Annotated in this window: 12 protein-coding genes and 1 pseudogene; 6 read left to right on the forward strand and 7 right to left on the reverse strand. The window is 73.7% G+C overall.

Annotated features, from left to right (window positions below):
- Nucleotides 1-85: 85 nt before the first annotated feature.
- A complete protein-coding gene (locus tag QSK45_RS16380) occupies nt 86-757 on the reverse strand; it encodes a lysophospholipid acyltransferase family protein (RefSeq protein ID WP_285557466.1) in 672 nt (223 codons plus the stop codon).
- A 441-nt stretch (nt 758-1,198) separates the two neighbouring features.
- Between QSK45_RS16380 and QSK45_RS16385 the strand changes: the two genes are divergently transcribed.
- Nucleotides 1,199-2,332: a site-2 protease family protein gene (locus QSK45_RS16385; RefSeq protein ID WP_285557468.1), complete on the forward strand. Its 1,134-nt coding sequence runs from the start codon at nt 1,199-1,201 to the stop codon at nt 2,330-2,332.
- A gap of 572 nt (nt 2,333-2,904) precedes the next feature.
- On the opposite strand, the gene QSK45_RS16390 is transcribed toward QSK45_RS16385, so the two are convergent.
- From QSK45_RS16390 to QSK45_RS16400, 3 genes are all read right to left on the reverse strand, one after another.
- On the reverse strand, nt 2,905-4,332 hold the full coding sequence (locus QSK45_RS16390) for an RtcB family protein (RefSeq protein WP_285557470.1): 1,428 nt from the start codon (nt 4,330-4,332) through the stop codon (nt 2,905-2,907).
- An 88-nt stretch (nt 4,333-4,420) separates the two neighbouring features.
- Nucleotides 4,421-4,858: an archease gene (locus QSK45_RS16395; protein WP_285557472.1), complete on the reverse strand. Its 438-nt coding sequence runs from the start codon at nt 4,856-4,858 to the stop codon at nt 4,421-4,423.
- A gap of 821 nt (nt 4,859-5,679) precedes the next feature.
- Nucleotides 5,680-6,315, reverse strand: a complete 636-nt coding sequence (locus tag QSK45_RS16400; RefSeq protein WP_285557474.1) for a TetR/AcrR family transcriptional regulator — start codon at nt 6,313-6,315, stop codon at nt 5,680-5,682.
- A gap of 161 nt (nt 6,316-6,476) precedes the next feature.
- Between QSK45_RS16400 and QSK45_RS16405 the strand changes: the two genes are divergently transcribed.
- Genes QSK45_RS16405 through QSK45_RS16420 form a run of 4 tightly spaced genes read left to right on the forward strand, consistent with a single transcriptional unit; the run spans nt 6,477 to nt 12,202 of the window.
- Nucleotides 6,477-7,631, forward strand: coding sequence for a VOC family protein (locus QSK45_RS16405; protein ID WP_285557475.1), 1,155 nt, complete (start codon nt 6,477-6,479; stop codon nt 7,629-7,631).
- A 35-nt stretch (nt 7,632-7,666) separates the two neighbouring features.
- Entirely contained in the window at nt 7,667-8,605 is a 939-nt protein-coding gene (locus QSK45_RS16410; protein ID WP_285557477.1) for a fumarylacetoacetate hydrolase family protein, read from the forward strand.
- Between the two features lie 19 nt (nt 8,606-8,624).
- On the forward strand, nt 8,625-10,220 hold the full coding sequence (gene mhpA, locus QSK45_RS16415; protein ID WP_285557478.1) for a bifunctional 3-(3-hydroxy-phenyl)propionate/3-hydroxycinnamic acid hydroxylase MhpA: 1,596 nt from the start codon (nt 8,625-8,627) through the stop codon (nt 10,218-10,220).
- Complete coding sequence (locus QSK45_RS16420; protein ID WP_285557480.1) at nt 10,217-12,202, forward strand: acetoacetate--CoA ligase; 1,986 nt, start codon at nt 10,217-10,219, stop codon at nt 12,200-12,202. Before mhpA ends, QSK45_RS16420 begins: the two co-directional genes overlap by 4 nt.
- An 816-nt stretch (nt 12,203-13,018) precedes the next feature.
- Here QSK45_RS16420 and QSK45_RS16425 read toward each other — a convergent pair.
- The 3 genes from QSK45_RS16425 to QSK45_RS16435 form a co-directional block, all read right to left on the reverse strand.
- The gene (locus QSK45_RS16425) at nt 13,019-14,488 is read right to left on the reverse strand and encodes a SulP family inorganic anion transporter (protein ID WP_285557482.1); all 1,470 of its coding nucleotides are present in this window, start codon (nt 14,486-14,488) and stop codon (nt 13,019-13,021) included.
- A gap of 489 nt (nt 14,489-14,977) precedes the next feature.
- A complete protein-coding gene (locus QSK45_RS16430; protein ID WP_285557483.1) occupies nt 14,978-15,379 on the reverse strand; it encodes a hypothetical protein in 402 nt (133 codons plus the stop codon).
- Between the two features lie 204 nt (nt 15,380-15,583).
- On the reverse strand, nt 15,584-16,006 hold the full coding sequence (locus QSK45_RS16435; RefSeq protein ID WP_285557485.1) for a hypothetical protein: 423 nt from the start codon (nt 16,004-16,006) through the stop codon (nt 15,584-15,586).
- Between the two features lie 186 nt (nt 16,007-16,192).
- Here QSK45_RS16435 and QSK45_RS16440 point away from each other — a divergent pair.
- A pseudogene (locus QSK45_RS16440) lies at nt 16,193-17,164 on the forward strand (MFS transporter); the annotation flags it as partial.
- Nucleotides 17,165-17,228: the final 64 nt, after the last annotated feature.

Raw genomic sequence — 17,228 nt, forward strand, 5'->3', positions numbered from 1 at the left:
CGGTCCCGGTCGAGGGGGTGACCGGCGGCCCGCGCCAAGTGGTCGCTCTCACCGGGATTCCTTGCCCGGCCGGTGCGCCCGAGGCTCAGGACGCGCCGGGGAGCGTCGGCGTGCCAAGTCGTCCGGCCGCGGTGAGCCAGGCCCGGGTCAGCGCACTGCGCGCCAGGCAGAGCGCCCGCGTCTGCTCCTGTTCCCCGTCGAGACGCAGGGGCGCGCCGACATGCACATACAGCCTCGGCCGGCGCAGCGGAGCCGTGAGCACCCTGGCCACCTGCTCGACGGAGCCGCCCGATGCGAGGGCCCGAGCTCCCGCCTGCCCCAGGGGCACGACCTGGGCGCCGCTCGCGCGCGCGAGCCGGAACACGCCCGGGTGGAAGGGGCGGGGCGGAGCCTCGCGGACGCCGCGGCGGTGCGGGAGGCCGCCTTCCGGGTAGAGCAGGACGGACCGGCCCGCAGCCAGCGCGGCCCGAGCACTCTGGAGTGCCTGCGCGGCCCGCGGGTCGTGCCGGTGAACGGGGATGTGTCCCTCCCGAGTGAGGGCTCGGCCGAGCACCGGGACGCGCCACAGCCCCGCGGCCGCCAGGACGACGGGTTCGGTGCCGAGGCGGCGCAACGCGGCGAGGACGGCCACGGGATCGCTGAGGGAGGTGTGGTTGGCGATGATGATGCTGCCCGCGCTCGGCGCGGCACCCGCGTCCGTGGTGACGTTCAGACGGCAGAAGACGGGCACCACGGCACCTGCGATGCGACTGAGCATGACACCACCCCCGTGTGGCGACGACCAGGAGCGGCCCTCGTCCCCGTCTCAGCGGCGAGCACCGTGATCATCTTATGCCGCGGGTCGCTCGGGCGGCTGTCGAACGGCTCCACCAGGACTCGCTTCCCCGCCGGCAGTTCCTCCCCGACGTGACGCGTGCACGAGGTCCGCCGCGCGCGGCTGCCGCGGACCTCGTCCCGGCGCCCTCGCCCCGCTGCCGCGGTGACGCCGCTCCGGGCCGGTGCAGGGGGTCGGGCCGGGCCTTCCTGGGCGAGGATGGATGGAGCGAAGGGTGACGTTTCCTCCCTTTTCACTCGGAGGGCCCGTCCGCGGATCTGCATCACTCACACGAGACCCCGGGACGGCGGTGCCGGCACCCCGGCGTCGGCCGGGGAGTGGCCGCCGGACCGCCCCGGGGCGACTTCGAACAGGGGAGACGCTGTGCGTGCGACCTTTACGCTGGGGCGGATCGCGGGGGTCCGGATCGGGGTCCACTGGAGCGTGCTGTTCATCTTCGGCGTCGTCGCCTTCGGCCTCGCGCAGGGCCGTCTCCCCCAGGTGTATCCGGGCCATTCCCCGGTGCTGTACTGGGTGGCGGGCCTGGGGGCCGCCGTGGTCTTCTTCGCCTCCCTGCTCGCCCACGAACTGGCGCACGCGGTGGTGGCGCGGCACAACGGGGTGGCCGTGGACGACATCGTGCTGTGGTTGCTGGGTGGGGTGGCCCGGCTGAAGTCGGAGGCGTCGAGCCCTGCGGCGGAGCTGCGGATCGCGGGTGTCGGCCCCTTGGTCAGCCTCCTGCTGGGCGGGCTCTTCCTCCTGGGCACCTGGCTGCTCGCCCTGGCGTCCGCCCCGAGGCTCCTGGTCGAGGTGACGGCCTGGCTCGCGGGCATCAACCTCCTGCTCGCCGTCTTCAACGCCCTTCCCGCCGCCCCGCTCGACGGCGGGCGGCTGTTGCGGGCCTTCCTGTGGTGGCGTACGGGAGACCGGCTGCGGGCGACCGCCGGGGCCACCGCGGCCGGACGCGGCCTGGGCTGGCTGGTCATCGCGCTGGGGCTGGTGATGTTCCTGAGGGGCGGCGGGTTCGGCGGGCTCTGGCTGGCCCTGATCGGCTGGTTCCTCATCGCGGCCGCCACCGCCGAGGGACGGCAGGCGCAGCTGCGCGGCGTGCTCGCCGGTGTCCCCGTGCGGGACGCCATGACGAGGGACCCGCTCACGGTGCCCGCGGTCCTACCGGTCGCGGACATGCTGGCCGACCCGCGGTACCGCTACCGGCACTCGGCGTTCCCGGTGACCGGCGCGGACGGGGCGACGGCCGGGCTGGTGACGCTGGACGGCGCCAGGCAGGTGACGGTGGGGAAGCGGGGGACGGTGACGGTGGGCGAGGTGATGGTGCCGCTGTCGCGGACCACCGTCGCGGGTCCGGACGACTCACTCGCGGACCTGCTGCCCCGCATGGAGCCCGGCGCCGAGCATCGTGTCCTGGTGATGGACGAGGGCGGACTCGTCGGCATCCTGTCGCTGTCGGACGTCAGCCGTACGGTGACCTGGCTGATGAATCCCGGCCGGGGACGGTGAGGCACCGATCGCACCCTTCGGCCGGGGGCCTTGGCACGCGCGGTGCCCGGTGGCGGTCGTCCCGCGCGGATGACCCCGCCGCTTCGCCGGTACTTCGCCGGTACGGGGAACGCCCGGTCACCCGTGCCCCGGGGCGCACCGTGACGCAGGGCAGGGGGATCCGCGGCGGGGCGTTCTGCCGGTGGCCGGTCGGAACCCGCGCCGGCTGATCCCGGTCCGGCCCGGTCGGTTCGCGAGGATCACGGGGATCACGAGGGGCGTTCGTGTCGTGGCGGAGGCGCCTCACAGGGCTCCGACGGCCCTGGACGCCGTGCCGGTGGAGTGCGGGTCGGCCCGTCTCCACGCCTGTGCGAGCCGAGGAACTGGCCGGGTGGCGTCGCACAACGGCCCGTGGCCGTCGGTGGACGACGTGATCAGCGCGGGTGGAACGGTCGGGGCGGCCGTGCCGGCCCCGCTCGACCGCGAGGCCCCTCCCGACGTCACCTGGCCGCGACCCAGGGCCCGCCGGGGCCCGCGCGGGACGGGCTCGGGTGCCCTGCCGTCCGGCGCCTGCTCACGGGGAGGGGCCCGTCCTAGCCTTTGAGGACACCGAGCGGCACCAGACGGGCGACAAGGCGGCCCAGGCCGTTGTGTTCACTCGCCCGGACCACGGCGTCGACGTCCTTGTACGCCTCGGGTGCCTCCTCGGTGACGCTGCGCCAGGAGGCGGGGCGCACCGCGACCCCCGCACCGGCCAGTTCCCGGCGCAGCTGCCCGGAGGACATCTCGCGGTGGGCTCGGTGCCGGCTCCAGACGCGGCCCGCGCCGTGGCAGCACGAGTCGAAGGCGCGATTGCCCGTGGTGCCGGTCATGACGTAGGAGGCGGTGCCCATCGTGCCGGGCACGAACACGGGCTGGCCGAAGGGGCTGAGCGTGTCCGGCAGGTCGGGGTGGCCCGGCGGCAGGGCCCGGGTGGCGCCCTTGCGGTGGACGCACAGCAGCGGCCGGGCGGCGCCACCGTCGATGTGGCGTTCCAGCTTGGCGAGGTTGTGCGAGACGTCGTAGAGCAGGTCGAGGCCCGTGCCGGTGGCCTCGCGGAAGGCACCGCGGGCGGCATCGGCCAGCAGCTGGCGGTTGGCGCGGGCGAAGTTCGCGGCAGCGGCCATCGCGCCCAGGTAGGCGCGGCCCTCCGGCGAGTCGACAGGCGCGCAGGCGAGTTGCGGGTCGGGGACGGCGATGCCGTAGCGGCGCATCACGGCGTCCATGGCCCGCACGTGGTCGGAGCAGATCTGGTGGCCCAGCCCCCGCGAGCCACAGTGGATCATGACGCACACCAGGCCGGGGCGCAGGCCGAACGCCCGTGCGCACGTCTCGTCGTAGACGGCGTCGACTGCCTGGACCTCCAGGAAGTGGTTGGCCGACCCCAGGCTGCCGACCTGCCCGGCGCCGCGCTCCAACGCGCGTTCGCCGACCTGGGTGACGTCGGCGTCGCGGACGGCCCCGCCGTCCTCGCACCGGTCCAGGTCCCGCGGCACCCCGTGGCCCTGCTCGACCGCGTAGCGGGCGCCGCCGCGCAGGATCTCGTGCAGCTGCGTCCGGTCCGCCAGGTACCACAGGCCGCCGCGGCCGAGCCCGCGCGGGATCAGCGCGTCCAGCCGGTCCATCAGCACGGGCAGCTTCGGCAGCAGGGCGGCGCGGTCCACGTGCGCGGTGAGCAGGCGCACCCCGCAGGAGATGTCGAAGCCCACCCCTCCGGGCGAGATGACCCCACCGCGGGCGATGTCGGTCGCGGCCACGCCGCCGATCGGGAAGCCGTATCCCCAGTGGATGTCGGGCATGGCGTACGAGGCGCGGACGATGCCCGGCAGCGTGGCCACGTTGGCCACCTGCTGAAGAGCCTGGTCACCCGGCTCGTCCGGGAGCAGATCGGGTGGGGCCAGGACGATTCCGGGTACGCGCATGGCGCCGGTCGGTTCGATACGGAACCGCCAGGGCCCTTCCGTCACCAGCCGGATGTCCATGTCGGTTCGGCCTCCTCGGCCAGCTGTTCCGGTGCCGGGCGCCGGGACGGGCCTCACAGGTCCAGCGTCACCGGCAGGCCCACGGGCCTCACACGTCCAGCGTCACCCGGCAGGACCACCCGTGCGCGTCCGGGGCCAGCCGCAGCCCGTGCAGCGCGACGGCCTTGGGCACGGCCCCGGTCTGCGTCGCCGTCGAGCTGTCGGCCATCTTGAAGATCACGCCGACCCCGCCCGGCTCCGGTGCCACCGCGATGTCCACGGGCAGTTCGTCCGCGGCGTCCATGCGGTAGATGATCTCCTCGAGTACGGCGGCCAGGAGCCGGCCGTCGTCGTCGGCCGGCACCGCGCACTCCCGGGCCACCCAGGAGACATCCGGAGGCACGTCGGCGAAGCTGCCGAGCATGCCCCGCGCCGCCTCGGCGATGCACTCCTCGCGCGTCGGCGCCCATGCCTCGATACACAGATCACCGGTGTGCGGGACACTGCGATGACCGCGCGGCGACCGTCCGGGCCCGACGTCGGTCACGACGGCCGGACACCCTGTCCCGAACCCGGCAGACGTCGCATCACCCCGTGCCATCCTTTCCTCCGGTCGTGCCCTGTGAGTGCCCGATCGCGGAGCGGGGGCGGTCTTCCGAACCCGCCCCCCTGTCGGAATCGTGGACCGGCTCTCCATCGAAGAACGGATCGAACCCGGCGGCGATCGGCTCATTCCGGGGGTGGGCCGACTCCAGCGGGCCGCCGGACCTGTGCCGTACGGGCGGAGCCACGCGGCTCGCCTCCGCGGACGTGAAGGAGCCATGCGTCCTCTCCATGTTGGGCGCCGGCCGCCCGGTCCGCGACTCGCACCGCCCCGGTCGGCGAGTGCGAGGACACGCGTCTCGGCAGCCGAAGGCGAGTGCGGTGCCTCCGGGACCGGCGGCCACCGGCCCGGGAACACCTCCGGGGCGGCGGCCGGGAGGAACGGCGAGCGCACCAGCCGGGGGCGGCGCACCCCATGACGGCCTCGGCCGGTTCGGGCGGCGCGGGCCCGAACCGGCTTCGGGCTCGGACCCGGCAGAGGACACCGGCCACCCAGGAGGTGACCGCACCCGGTCTCGGCCCCAGGCCGCGAGACAGACCGGCCCCGGCTCCTTGCCCCACCATCGGCGCAGGGCAGCGCGCCCGCGTCTCCGGCGGGCTCCCCGGTTCGACGGACAGCCGCCTTGCCACCGTGGCCGGCCTCGACATGCCGGTCGCCGCGGTCGGCCGCGGCGTTGGGCCGTCGGTCGACGAACCACTTCGCGAAGGGCGGCCGGGACCGGTCCGGACCTCCGGTGAACTGCGACCGCTGGAACCGAGTGCCGGTCAGCCGAGGTCGGGGAGGGGGCGTCGGGCGACGTCGCGGGCGTCCTCGGGCGGGACACCCAGCATGCGCAGGAGCATCTCGGCCAGGTGGGACGCGGCCTCGTCGCCGTCGATCTCGGGCCGGGCGAACCGCAGGTCGACCAGCGCCAGCAGCGATCCCCCCAGAGCGGTCACCGCGGCGGTCGGATCGGTGACGGCGAAACGGCCGGAGGCGATGCCGGCCTCCAGGTCGCGCAGGGCGCGCGGGGCCAGACCCGAGTCCGAGTGGACGTAGCCGAGGCCGCGGTGGCGCAGCACCTGCATCAGCTCGGGGCGGGAGTCGGCCAGGCGAACGCTGAGGCGGAAGCCGGCCGCGACGAGTTCCGCCGGGTCGCCGACGTCCCGCAGGTGCTCGTCGAAGGCCTGGCCGAGTTCTTCGAGGGCGTCCCGCACCGCCGCGTCGAACAGCTCCGTCTTCGACTCGAAGTGGTTGTAGAAGGAGCCGAAGCCGACATCGGCGCGCTCGGCGATCGCCTGGATGCTGGCACTGGTGTCACCGGTCTCGGCGAGTATCTGCCGCGCCGCGCGGACGAGTGCCTGCCGGGTCTCGGCGCGGCGCCGTTCGAAGCGGTTGCGGGGCGGGGCTGACGTGGGCATACGCGGGAGTCTACCAACGGGACCCAGCACGTCACAGTTCTGATGAATCAATCAGCCGAAGCGACTGATGAAATCATCACCTTCCCTGCGTCAGGCCATTGACGATCCAAGTGTCAACGCTGATGATTTCCTCATTACAGCGATGTTGCTTGGAGGACACCATGTCCGAAACCCACGTCGACGCGGTCGGCGTCACGGACGCCAGGACGGCCCACCAGGACCTTCACAGCGCGCAGGGCGCCTTGCGCGGCGAACACCCCGGGCGGTCGCGGAACCCCGTCGTCAAGGTCGCCGATCTGGCCTGGCTGGAGTTCGAGAAGCCCGATCTGGACCGCGCGGAGGTGTTCGCCCGCGACTTCGGGTTCGGGATCGCCGCCCGCACGGAGCGGGAGCTGTGGCTGCGGGGCACCTTCGCGGGCTCGCCCTGCGCGGTGATCCGGCGCGGCCGGACGTCCCGCTTCATCAGCCCGGCCTTCCGCGCGGCGGAGCGGGCCGACGTGGACCGGCTGGCGCGGGCCACCGGCACGGCCGTACGGGACGCGGACGTGCCGGGCGGCGGCAGAGTGGTCGATCTGCTCGACCCGTCGGGGACCCCGGTACGCGTCGTGCACTGCGGCGAGGAGTTGCCTGCGCTGCCGGGACAACAGCCGCTGCCGCTCAACTCCGGCACGGACCACCGCCGTGTCAACGCCACGCAACGGCCACCGCGCGAGCCGTCCCGGATCCAGCGGCTGGGCCACGTGGTGCTGGAGACACGCGTGTTCGCCCGGAGCCTGGACTGGTACCTGGACACGCTCGGCATGATCGTGTCCGACTTCCTGTTCCTCGACGGGCAGCGCGACCGGGGCCCGACGATGGCCTTCATCCGCTGCGACCAGGGCAGCGTGGCCGTGGACCACCACACGCTGGCGATGCATCTGGGACCCGGCACCGGCTATGTCCACTCCGCCTACCAGGTCACCGACCTGGACTCGATCGCGGCCGGCGGTGAGTACCTCAGGGAGCGCGGCTACAAGCGCAGCTGGGGCATCGGCCGGCACATCCAGGGCAGCCAGCTCTTCGACTACTGGCGCGACCCCGACCACTTGATGCTGGAGCACTTCGCCGACGGCGACCTGTTCTCCTGCGACGTCGAGCCCGGCTGGGCGCCCATGTCGAGCAGCGGCCTGGCCCAGTGGGGCCCGCCGGCCACCCGCGACTTCCTCGGCGCCGGCCCCTCCCCGCAACGTGTCCGCGATGTCGTCCAGGCCCTGCGCGGCGACAACGAGATGGACGCGTCGCGCCTGCTGGGCCTGCTGAAGGCCACCAACTCCTGACCCCTCGACCCCCTCCCCTACCGAAGGCAACCGACATGAGCACCAACGTCCTCCGCACCGCCGATGGCTGGTGGGTCGTCCGCGGCGAACACGCCGTCCCCGTCGACACCAAGGCCGTCACCACCGCCGAGCTGCTGGCCGACCGGGCCGCCGTCGAGGTGGCCGCCGACTCGGGTGCGACGGGCACGCCCGTCGCCGACATGACGGCCCTCTCCCCGGTGACCACGCCCTGCCGCGTGGTGGCGCAGATGGTCAACTACCGCAGTCACGCACGCGATTCGGGTTTCACCGGCGACATCCCGCCCGCCTTCTTCCGCAAGGCCTCCGGGTCCGTCAGCGGACCGCACGACAGGATCGTCCGGCCGCCGCATGTGAAGTTCCTCGACTACGAGATCGAACTCGGTCTGGTCATGGGGGCGCCGCTGCCCGTCGGCACCGTCGTCGAGGAACGGGACCTGCCGTCGTACATCGCCGGACTGGTGATCACCAACGACGTCAGCGCCCGTGACGTGCAGCTCACCAGGACACAGTTCTACGAGAGCAAGTCGTACCCCACTTTCACCCCGACGGGCCCGTACCTGACCCTGCTGGAACCGCGGGACTTCGCCCATCTCCTCGATCTGCGGCTGCGGTTGTCGGTGAACGGCGAGCCGCGTCAGGACCGCACCCTCGCCGACATGATCGTCCGTCCGGCGCGGGCGCTGTCCCTGCTGGCCCGGTTCCAGACCCTCGGCCCCGGGGACCTGCTGCTGACCGGCACGCCCGGCGGCACGGCCCTCAAGGCACCGCCCAAGCCGGTCGAGAAGATCGGCGCGCTGCTGCCGCCGTCGGTGAAGTGGAACGCGTTCTTCAAGAGCCAGGCGAAGAACCCCCGCTACCTGCGGCACGGCGACGTGGTGACCGCGGCCATCGCCACCCCGGACGGCCGGATCGACCTGGGCGAGCAGCGCACGCCCGTGGCCGACGCCCACTGAGACCGGAAGCGAGCCGCACATGACCGTGGAGCAACACGCGTCGGACGTACCCGTGGTGATCGTCGGAGCCGGGCCCGTGGGCGTGACCGCCGCCCTCCTCCTGGCCCGGCGCGGGGTGAGGTCCGTCGTCCTCGAACGCCACCACGACGTCTACCCCCTGCCGCGCGCCGTCGCCGCCGACGACGAGGTGCGCCGTATCCTCCAGGCCGCGGGAGTCCAGGAGGAGTTCGCCGTGATCGCCCGTCCCGCGCGGGGGCTGCGGCTGCTGGACGCCCGGCACCGGGTGATGGCCGAGTTCCCGCGCGCCGCGCAGGGGGCCCACGGCTTCCCGCAGACCAGCATGTTCGACCAACCCGGACTGGAGCGGGTGCTGCGCGACGCCCTGGCCCGCGTCCCGGAGTGCGAGCTGCGCGGCGGGGTGGAGGTCACCGGCGTCGAGCAGGACGGCGACGGTCCGGTCCGCGTGACCTACCGCGACGGCGAGGGCGAACACGTGGTGCGGACGCGCGCCGTCCTCGGCTGCGACGGTGCCAACAGCCTCACCCGCGACGCCATCGGCGCCGTGTGGGAGGACCTGCGCTTCGAGGAACGCTGGACGGTCGTCGACGTGCGCACGAGCCTGCCGGTCTCCTGCTGGGAAGGTGTGGAACAGATCTGTGACCCGCTGCGGCCGGCGACGTTCATGCGGGTCGGCGAGGACCGCTACCGCTGGGAGTTCCGGCTGGGGGACGACTCGGAGCTGGACGACGAGCGGCTCCGGCGGCTGGTCGCGCCGTGGGTGGATCTCGCGCCCGGCGGCGACTTCGAGGTGCTGCGCGAGGCGCGGTACACCTTCCGGGCGCGGGTCGCCGACCGCTGGCGCCGGGGTCGCGTCTTCCTCCTCGGCGACGCGGCCCACCTCACCCCGCCGTTCATCGGGCAGGGGCTGTGCGCGGGGCTGCGCGACGCCTACAACCTGAGCTGGAAGCTCGCTCGCGTCCTCCGACAGGGGGCGGACGAACGGTTGTTGGACACGTACGAGGGCGAGCGCAAGCCGCACGCCCGCCGGATGATACGGCTCGCGGTCGCCATGGGCTGGGCCATGACCGGCGGCCAGGACGGCGCCGCCGCTGTCCGACGCGGCCTTCTGGGTGCCGTCCTCCGCGTCCCCGGGCTGAGTACGGCGGCAGCCCGCGACCTCGTTCCCCCCCTGGCCTGCGGGCCACTGGTGCGCCGTCCGGTCCGCGGGGCCGGCCGCGGACTCGGCGGCCGCCTCTGCCCGCAGCCGTGGGTGACCGCCCATGGACGCCGCGCCCGCCTCGACGACCTGCTCGGCGACTCCTTCGCCGTGGTGACCGCCCTACCGCCCTCCCCCTCCCTGAAGGCGGTCGCCGACGGGCTCGGTGCCCGGACCGTGCTCGCGGACGGCCTCGGCGACGACGGCCGGCTCGCGGCATGGCTGCGCGAAGGGCGGGCGGACGCCGTACTGCTGCGGCCGGACCGCGTCGTGATGGACGTCGTCCCGTCCGGCGGCCACACCTTCACGGCCACCGCCACCTGGGCGCCCCTGCTGCACACTGCGCCACACTTCCCACGGAACGTCACCGAGAGCCTTGTGAGGAGCACCCCCCGATGACAACGCCGGAACCCTTCCACACACCCGATCCGCAGACCGTCGCCTCCAGCCGCATCATGGACTTCGCCCGCCACGCCGGGCTGGACGGCACCGACTACGCCGCCCTGCACCGCTGGTCGGTCACCGACCTGGAGGGCTTCTGGGGCACGGTCTGGCAGTACTTCGACATCGACGCGGACACCCCTTACGAGCGGGTCCTGACCGAGGAGACCATGCCGGGCGCCCGCTGGTTCACCGGAGCCGCTCTCAACTACGCCCAGCACGCCCTGCGCCACCTCACGGACGACGACGCGGCGATCCTCGCCCTCGACGAGACCGGCACCGGCTACGAGGTGACCGGGAAGGCACTGCGCGCCCAGGTCGCCTCGGTGGCCGCGACCCTGCGCGAGTCGGGGGTGCGCCAGGGCGACCGGGTCGTGGGCTACCTGCCCAACACCCCGCACGCGATCGTCGCGTTCCTGGCCACGGCGAGCCTGGGCGCCGTGTGGTCGGTGTGCGGGCAGGACTACTCCCCCAAGGCCGCCGCCGACCGGTTCGCCCAGCTCGAACCCACCGTCCTGATCGCCGCCGACGGCTACCTCTTCAACGGCACCGTCCACGACCGCCGCGACGCGACGCTCGAACTCGCCCACGCCCTGCCGACGTTGAAGGCGACCGTGCTGGTCGGGCACATGGGCCTGGCGTGGCCGCAGGAGGCGTACCCGTCGCTGCTCGTCCCGTGGGAGGACGCGGCCACCCGCACGGAGGAACTCGCCTTCACGGCCGTGCCGTTCGACCACCCCCTGTGGATCGTCTTCTCCTCCGGCACCACCGGCCTGCCCAAGGGCATCGTCCACGGCCACGGCGGGGTGCTGCTGGAGCACCTCAAGACCCTCGGTCTGCACTCCGACCTGGGTCCGGGCGACCGCCTCCTGTGGTACACCACCACGCACTGGATGATGTGGAACCTGGTCGCCTCGACGCTGCTGACCGGTGCCACGACCTGCACGTACGACGGCAGCCCGGCGCCCTTCGCCAAGCCGGACGTCCTGTGGGAGCTGGCCGCCCGCCACCGGGTGACGGTTTTCGGCACCAGCCCCCAGTACCTGCTGGGCATGGCCAAGTCCGGCATCGACCCGTCCGTGCACGACCTGTCGTCCGTCCGCGTGGTCGGCTGCACCGGTTCCGCGCTGCCGGCCTCCGCCTACCCGTGGGTGCGCGATCACGTCGGCGGCCATGTCCTGCTGGCGTCCATCAGCGGCGGCACGGACGTGGTGTCCGGATTCGCCGGCAGCGCGCCCAACACCCCCGCGTGGGCGGGTGAGTTGTCGGCACCGCACCTGGGCGTGGCGCTGGCCGCGTACGACGGCGAGGGCCGCCCGACCGTGGACCAGGTCGGTGAGCTGGTCGTCACCCGCCCCATGCCGTCGATGCCGCTGTATTTCTGGAACGACCCCGACGGCACCCGCTACCACGACGCGTACTTCTCCTCCTACCCGGGCGTGTGGCGGCACGGGGACTGGATCACGGTCACGGGGCACGGCTCGGTGATCGTCCACGGCCGCTCCGACAGCACGCTGAACCGCAACGGCGTCCGCCTGGGCAGCGCCGACATCCACGACGTGGTCGAGCGCCTCCCCGAGATCGCCGAGGCCCTCGTCATCGGCGCGGAGGAACCCGACGGCGGCTACTGGATGCCGCTGTTCGTGGTGCCCGCCGCGGACGTGACCCTGGACGACGCCCTCCGCGCGAGGATCAAGGAGGCGATCCGGACCGGGGCCTCACCGCGCCACGTCCCCGACGAGATACTCGAAGTCCCGGCCATCCCGCACACCCGCACCGGCAAGAAGCTCGAAGTCCCCGTCAAACGCCTCCTCCAGGGCGCCCCGGCCGAACAGGTCGTCAACCCCGCCGCGGTCGACGACCCGGATCTCATCGGCTACTTCGCCCGCCTGGGAGACGAGCGCCGCAGCCGCCGTACCGCCGGGGCAGCCGGGGCATGACCACGGCGCGGATCGATCCCCGCGCCGTCCCGGCGTCGGCCCTCTCGCCGGTGGGAGCGTCGTAGGCCGCCGCCGTTCCGGTCATTCGCCAGGCGGCGTCCGGCCTGGCGTGGCGCCGGGCGTCTCCACCGCGCCGTCGGCACACGGGAGTTCGCGGGGCCGCCGGGCTCCTGCCGGTACCGCTCGCCGTGGCGGGACCGGTCGCCGGCGGCCCCGACGGCCGTGGCGCGCCCGCGCCACGGCGACCCGCCGGTACGGGCCCCTCCCGCCGTGCCGGCCCTGCCGCGGTGACGTACGCCGTGGCGGCGGCCTGGACGTCGGCCTCCCGGCGGCTCGGTCCCGCAGGCCACGGGCGGTCCGACGTGGCGTAGGGAGGGGCGGCGGCGTTCGCCGGGATGCGAGAGGCGTGTCCGGGGAGCGCCCCCACGCGCCGGGATCGCCGACCGGCCCGACAAGGCGAGGGACGACGTGCCTCCGACGCCGGGCAAGCCGAACCGCGCCGGATGCGCGACACCCCCGTCAAAGGACCCGGCGCTCCGTCCGTGCCGTGAGGGACGGTCCCCGAGGCGTCGGCAGGACAGCGCCCATCCGGCGGTACGCCGAGGAGGCCGGGCGGTCGTCCACGTCGACGGGTGGGTGATGCCGACCGTTCCCCGAGAACGCCACCGAGACGGCCGCGCGCACCCCGCGAGCGCCGCCGCCGATCGGCACCGGCCCGGAGGGCGTGCGCCGGCGCGTCCCGCCGGGACCGGCCGTGGAGGTGCCGACCCGCCAGCCGCGGGGCGGCACCTCCTTGACGTGCGTCAGCCGCCGGTGTCAGGCCACGCTCGGGACATGTCCGGGCTGGACGACGTGCGCGTTGTGCTGGTCCGCCCAGCTTCGCAGGGCGGTGAGGCAGGCATGGTCGAGGTGCCGCAGACCGGCGAGGTCCAGTTCCACGGTCCGACCGGCCGGCAGGTTCTCCAGCGCGTCCAGGATGCGCGGCAGCCGGAGGAACGTGGCATTGCCCTGGATACGGACCCGCACCCTGCCCTCACCCGGGTCGGCGACGTCGACGTGGACGTGGGAGACCTCCCAGGCCGCCTTCACCACCGCGAGGGCAAGACCGACGAGGACACCTTCGAACATGTTGGTGATCAGGATCGCGCCCGCGGTGACCACGAGGATCACGGCCTCTCCCCGGTGGTCACGCCACAACGGTCCCAGTTCCCTGACCGGCAGCAGCTTGAAGCCCGCATGGACGAGGACACCGGCGAGCGCCGCGGTCGGGATCAGGCCCAGGACGCCGGGGAGCATCGCGGCGAACAGCAGCAGCCATACGCCGTGCAGAACGCGGGAGAGCCTGGTGCGGGCACCGGCCTGCACGTTGGCCGCGCTGCGCACGATGACGGCGGTCATCGGCAGCGCGCCGAGCAGTCCGCACACGGTGTTGCCCGCTCCCTGGGCCATCAGCTCCTTGTCGTAGTGGGTCTTCGGTCCGTCGTGGAGGCGGTCCACGGCCGCGGCGCTGAACAGCGACTCCGCCGAGGCGATCAGCGTGAAGGCGACGACCGTGGCCAGCAGGCCGGCATCGGCCAGCCGGGAGAACTCACCGACGGCGGGCGGCTGGACGGCGGCGACCAGGCCGCTGACCTCGACCCGCTGGACCGGCAGACCGAACGCCGCGGTGAGGGCGCTCGCCGCGCCGACCGCGACGAGCGGACCGGGCAGGACCCGGACACGGCGCGGGACCCTCTTCCACACGGCCATCACCACGATGGTGCCGACGCCGACGGCGGACGCCGCCAGGGCCGGAGGGGAGGCGAGGACGCCGACGGCGAGGTCGTACAGGCCGGCGACGTTGGACGTACCGCCGCCCGGTGCCTTGCGGTCGCCGAGCGCGTAGACCTGACCGGCGATGAGGACCAGGCCGATGCCGGCGAGCATGCCGTGGACCACGGACAGGGAGATGGCCCGGAACCAGCGCCCCAGGCGCAGGGCTCCGAGGGCGAGTTGCAGCAGGCCCGTGAGCAGGACGACGACGCCGAGGACGGGCAGCCCGTAGTCCTTGACGGCGGTGAGGACAAGCACGGTCAGCCCGGCCGCGGGCCCGGACACCTGAAGGCTGCTGCCGGGCAGCAGCCCGGTCACGAGCCCGCCGACGATGCCGGTGATCAGGCCGAGTTCGGCCGGGACGCCCGAGGCGACGGCGACGCCCACGCACAGCGGGACGGCGACGAGGAAGACGACGAGGGAGGCGGTGATGTCGGTGCGCAGAGCAGCGCGCGGGAAATTCGGTGCGTTCATGGCGTTCTCTCTGTGGGGAAGGAACGTCGCGGGAAGGTGCGACCGGTGCGAGACGGGCGGGACCGTGGTCCGGTCGGTCACAGGGGCCGGAAGGCGCGGCCTGCCCGACGTGCACGCCGGGACCTCGCCGGTCTCGGCGGTGTCGTACCGGTCGTGCGGTCGGAAGCGGCCGCGCATCACGGTGTCCGGGGCCTGGAGGGCCCGGACGGCGGGCTCGCGCGAGCCCGCGCCACCGCGGGCGGCCTGTGTCCGGTAGCGGGGAACGATGTCGGCGGTCTTGGCGGGGAGGCTACGGGCGTGCTCGATGAGCGTGTGCATGACGCGGTCTCGTGTCTCTTGGCGGCCTTACGCGGGTAAGGGCGCCAAGAGTTGCGTGCCGTAGCGGCCGCTGGGTTGCCCAGGCGGCACGGCGAGCGGGGCGTCGGGCCGCTCGACGCGTGACGGACCGCGGCGTGCCGGTGTGCCGGAGCCGCGGGGGCACGCCGCCGATCAGCAGCGGAACGTTTGCAGTGAGCGGCAGGTGGGGGTGATTCCGGCGGCGGGGTTCCAGGAGTCTCTCGCCGTGTGCGGCTGCGCGGTACCTGAGCCGGTGTGAGTGGTGTTCGTCTCTCCGGCGGCGAGGTTGTCCGCGGCAGGAGGACGCACCTCCGGCCCCACGGCGCGTGGGGGCCTGGCCACGACACGGAACGCCTCGTCCTGGTGCCGCTTCTGGGTTCCGGCGCTCGAAGCGGCGGACGACGGTCCCTGTGGCTTCCTCGGCTCGGCCTCCGCGACGGGAGCCGTCACGGAGGCAGGCGTGGTGAGGGAGGAGGAGGCGGTGTGCTGCGGCTTGGCGAAGTGCATCAGCAGGGAAGCGGCCAGCACGACCACCACCGCTGCGACTCGACGCACCACTGCCGGACCCCCCGAGGTCTCGTTCCGCCGACACCGGAACGTTACCGGCCCGCGCTGCCTATATATGTCGAACTCCCGGAAAAAGACGATTATTTGGCCAATACCCGACCCTGTATGGCAAGAGCCATGAACCAGTCGGCCCAGGGCTCGTCCGATGGTCGGTTCGATCCTCGAACGGGCGGAGGGTGCGGCCAGGGGGCCTCAGCAGCGCAGGACGACGGGGACCGCCGCCCCGCCGGGCGCGCTGGGACGCGCGGGCGCCGCGGTCGCCTCGGGCGACGCGACGCCCGCCCACGCGGGTGCGCGGACCCTGGCCTCCTGGGAGCCGGCCTGCCTCACCGACCGGCCCGGCCCATGGGCGGACGCGCCGCTGGACGGCGGGGCCTCACCCTGTTCACGGTCATCGCCGCCGGCCGCGGCGAGGACCGCGGCCGGTGCCGCTCGGCAGTCGCACACCAAGGCCGCGGCGCCCCGCCGTTGCGGGCGGTCGTCGAGGTCGGGTGCGGGCAGACGCCACGGCCAGGGGGCGAGGGCGGCGTGCGGGAGCACCGGCAGGACCAGCAGCAGAACGGCGCCCAGGCCGCGGTGCGCCCCGGGCCCGGTCGCGCTGAAGGTCTGCCGCATGGAATCTCCCGGTGCTCTCCCCGCCAGGGAAGCGCGAAGACACGGCCCACGCACCCTTGAAGCGTTCACCACGCCGGTGTTCACCCGATCCGGTGATCGAGCGAGCCTCCCGGCGACGAAGCCGCTCCAGTCGTCCCGGGGGGCTTTTCGGGGGTCGCACGCCCCCGCGCGGGCGCGCACCGTCGCTTCGGGCTCCTCGGCTGGGTCGACGACCTGCCCGCGCTCATCGCCGCCTCGGCCGCGACCGGGTTCGCCGGCGCCCTGTTCAATCCCGCGGTCCGCGCCTGCCTCGCCGTCGAAGCCGGCGAGCGCCGCGTGGACGCCTTCGCGATCTTCAAGGTCTACTACCAGGCCGGGATGTTGCTCGGACCTCTGGTCGGACTCGCGCTGCTCGCCGCCGACTTCCGCCTGGTGTGCACCATCGCCGCGGGCATCTTCGGCGTACTCACACTGCTGCAGTGGCGTGCGCTGCCCGTGCGTCACACCAGCGCCACCAGGACGTCGGGGGGCGTGCTGGCGCAGTGGCGCACGGTCGTCGCCAACCGGCCGTTCCTGCTCTTCGCCGCGGCGATGATCGGCTCGTACGTCCTGACCTTCCAGGTGTACCTGGCGCTGCCGCTCGCCGCCGACGACGCCCTCGGCCCGAACGGCACCACCGCCAGCAGCGGCCTGTTCGTCGTCTCCGCCGCCGTGGCCGTCCTCGGTCAGCTGCGCCTGACCGGGTGGGCCAGGAGACGATGGCAGCCGGAGGCGGCGCTCGTGCGCGGGCTGGCCGCGATGGGGCTGGCCTTCCTGCCGCTCGCGTTCGCCCCGCGCGGCTCGTCGGGCGCCGTACTCATGTGCCTCGTGGCGGCGGTGGTACTGCTCGCGGCCGGCTCCGCGGTCGTCTACCCCTTCGAGATGGACACGGTGGTCACGCTCTCCGGCGACCGTCTGGTCGCCACCCACTACGGCCTCTACAACACCGTCTCCGGGCTCGGCATCACCCTCGGCAACCTTGCCACCGGCGCCCTCTGGGACTTCGCCACGGCACACGACGCCCTGTGGCTGGCCTGGGGCGCCCTTGCGGCCACCGGGCTGGCGTGCGCGGCCTCGGTCGCCGCTCTCTCCCGCTCGGGGCGCCTGGCCGCGGGGCGGTCGAAGCCCCTCGTCGCGTGAACGTCCGGGCAAGGCGGCACGCGGCGAACGAAGTTTCCATGCCAACATTTGATCTGATCGTGGG

It is taken from the genome of Streptomyces hygroscopicus subsp. hygroscopicus, from assembly GCF_030269125.1.
Lineage (GTDB): Bacteria > Actinomycetota > Actinomycetes > Streptomycetales > Streptomycetaceae > Streptomyces > Streptomyces hygroscopicus_C.

Excerpts from the sequence above, each read along its gene's own strand:
- QSK45_RS16380 (WP_285557466.1), bottom strand. The coding sequence starts at position 757 with ATGCTCAGTCGCATCGCAGGTGCCGTGGTGCCCGTCTTCTGCCGTCTG.
- QSK45_RS16390 (WP_285557470.1), bottom strand. The coding sequence starts at position 4,332 with ATGGACATCCGGCTGGTGACGGAAGGGCCCTGGCGGTTCCGTATCGAA.
- QSK45_RS16400 (WP_285557474.1), bottom strand. The coding sequence starts at position 6,315 with ATGCCCACGTCAGCCCCGCCCCGCAACCGCTTCGAACGGCGCCGCGCC.
- QSK45_RS16405 (WP_285557475.1), top strand. The coding sequence starts at position 6,477 with ATGTCCGAAACCCACGTCGACGCGGTCGGCGTCACGGACGCCAGGACG.
- QSK45_RS16410 (WP_285557477.1), top strand. The coding sequence starts at position 7,667 with ATGAGCACCAACGTCCTCCGCACCGCCGATGGCTGGTGGGTCGTCCGC.
- mhpA (WP_285557478.1), top strand. The coding sequence starts at position 8,625 with ATGACCGTGGAGCAACACGCGTCGGACGTACCCGTGGTGATCGTCGGA.
- QSK45_RS16420 (WP_285557480.1), top strand. The coding sequence starts at position 10,217 with ATGACAACGCCGGAACCCTTCCACACACCCGATCCGCAGACCGTCGCC.
- QSK45_RS16425 (WP_285557482.1), bottom strand. The coding sequence starts at position 14,488 with ATGAACGCACCGAATTTCCCGCGCGCTGCTCTGCGCACCGACATCACC.
- QSK45_RS16435 (WP_285557485.1), bottom strand. The coding sequence starts at position 16,006 with ATGCGGCAGACCTTCAGCGCGACCGGGCCCGGGGCGCACCGCGGCCTG.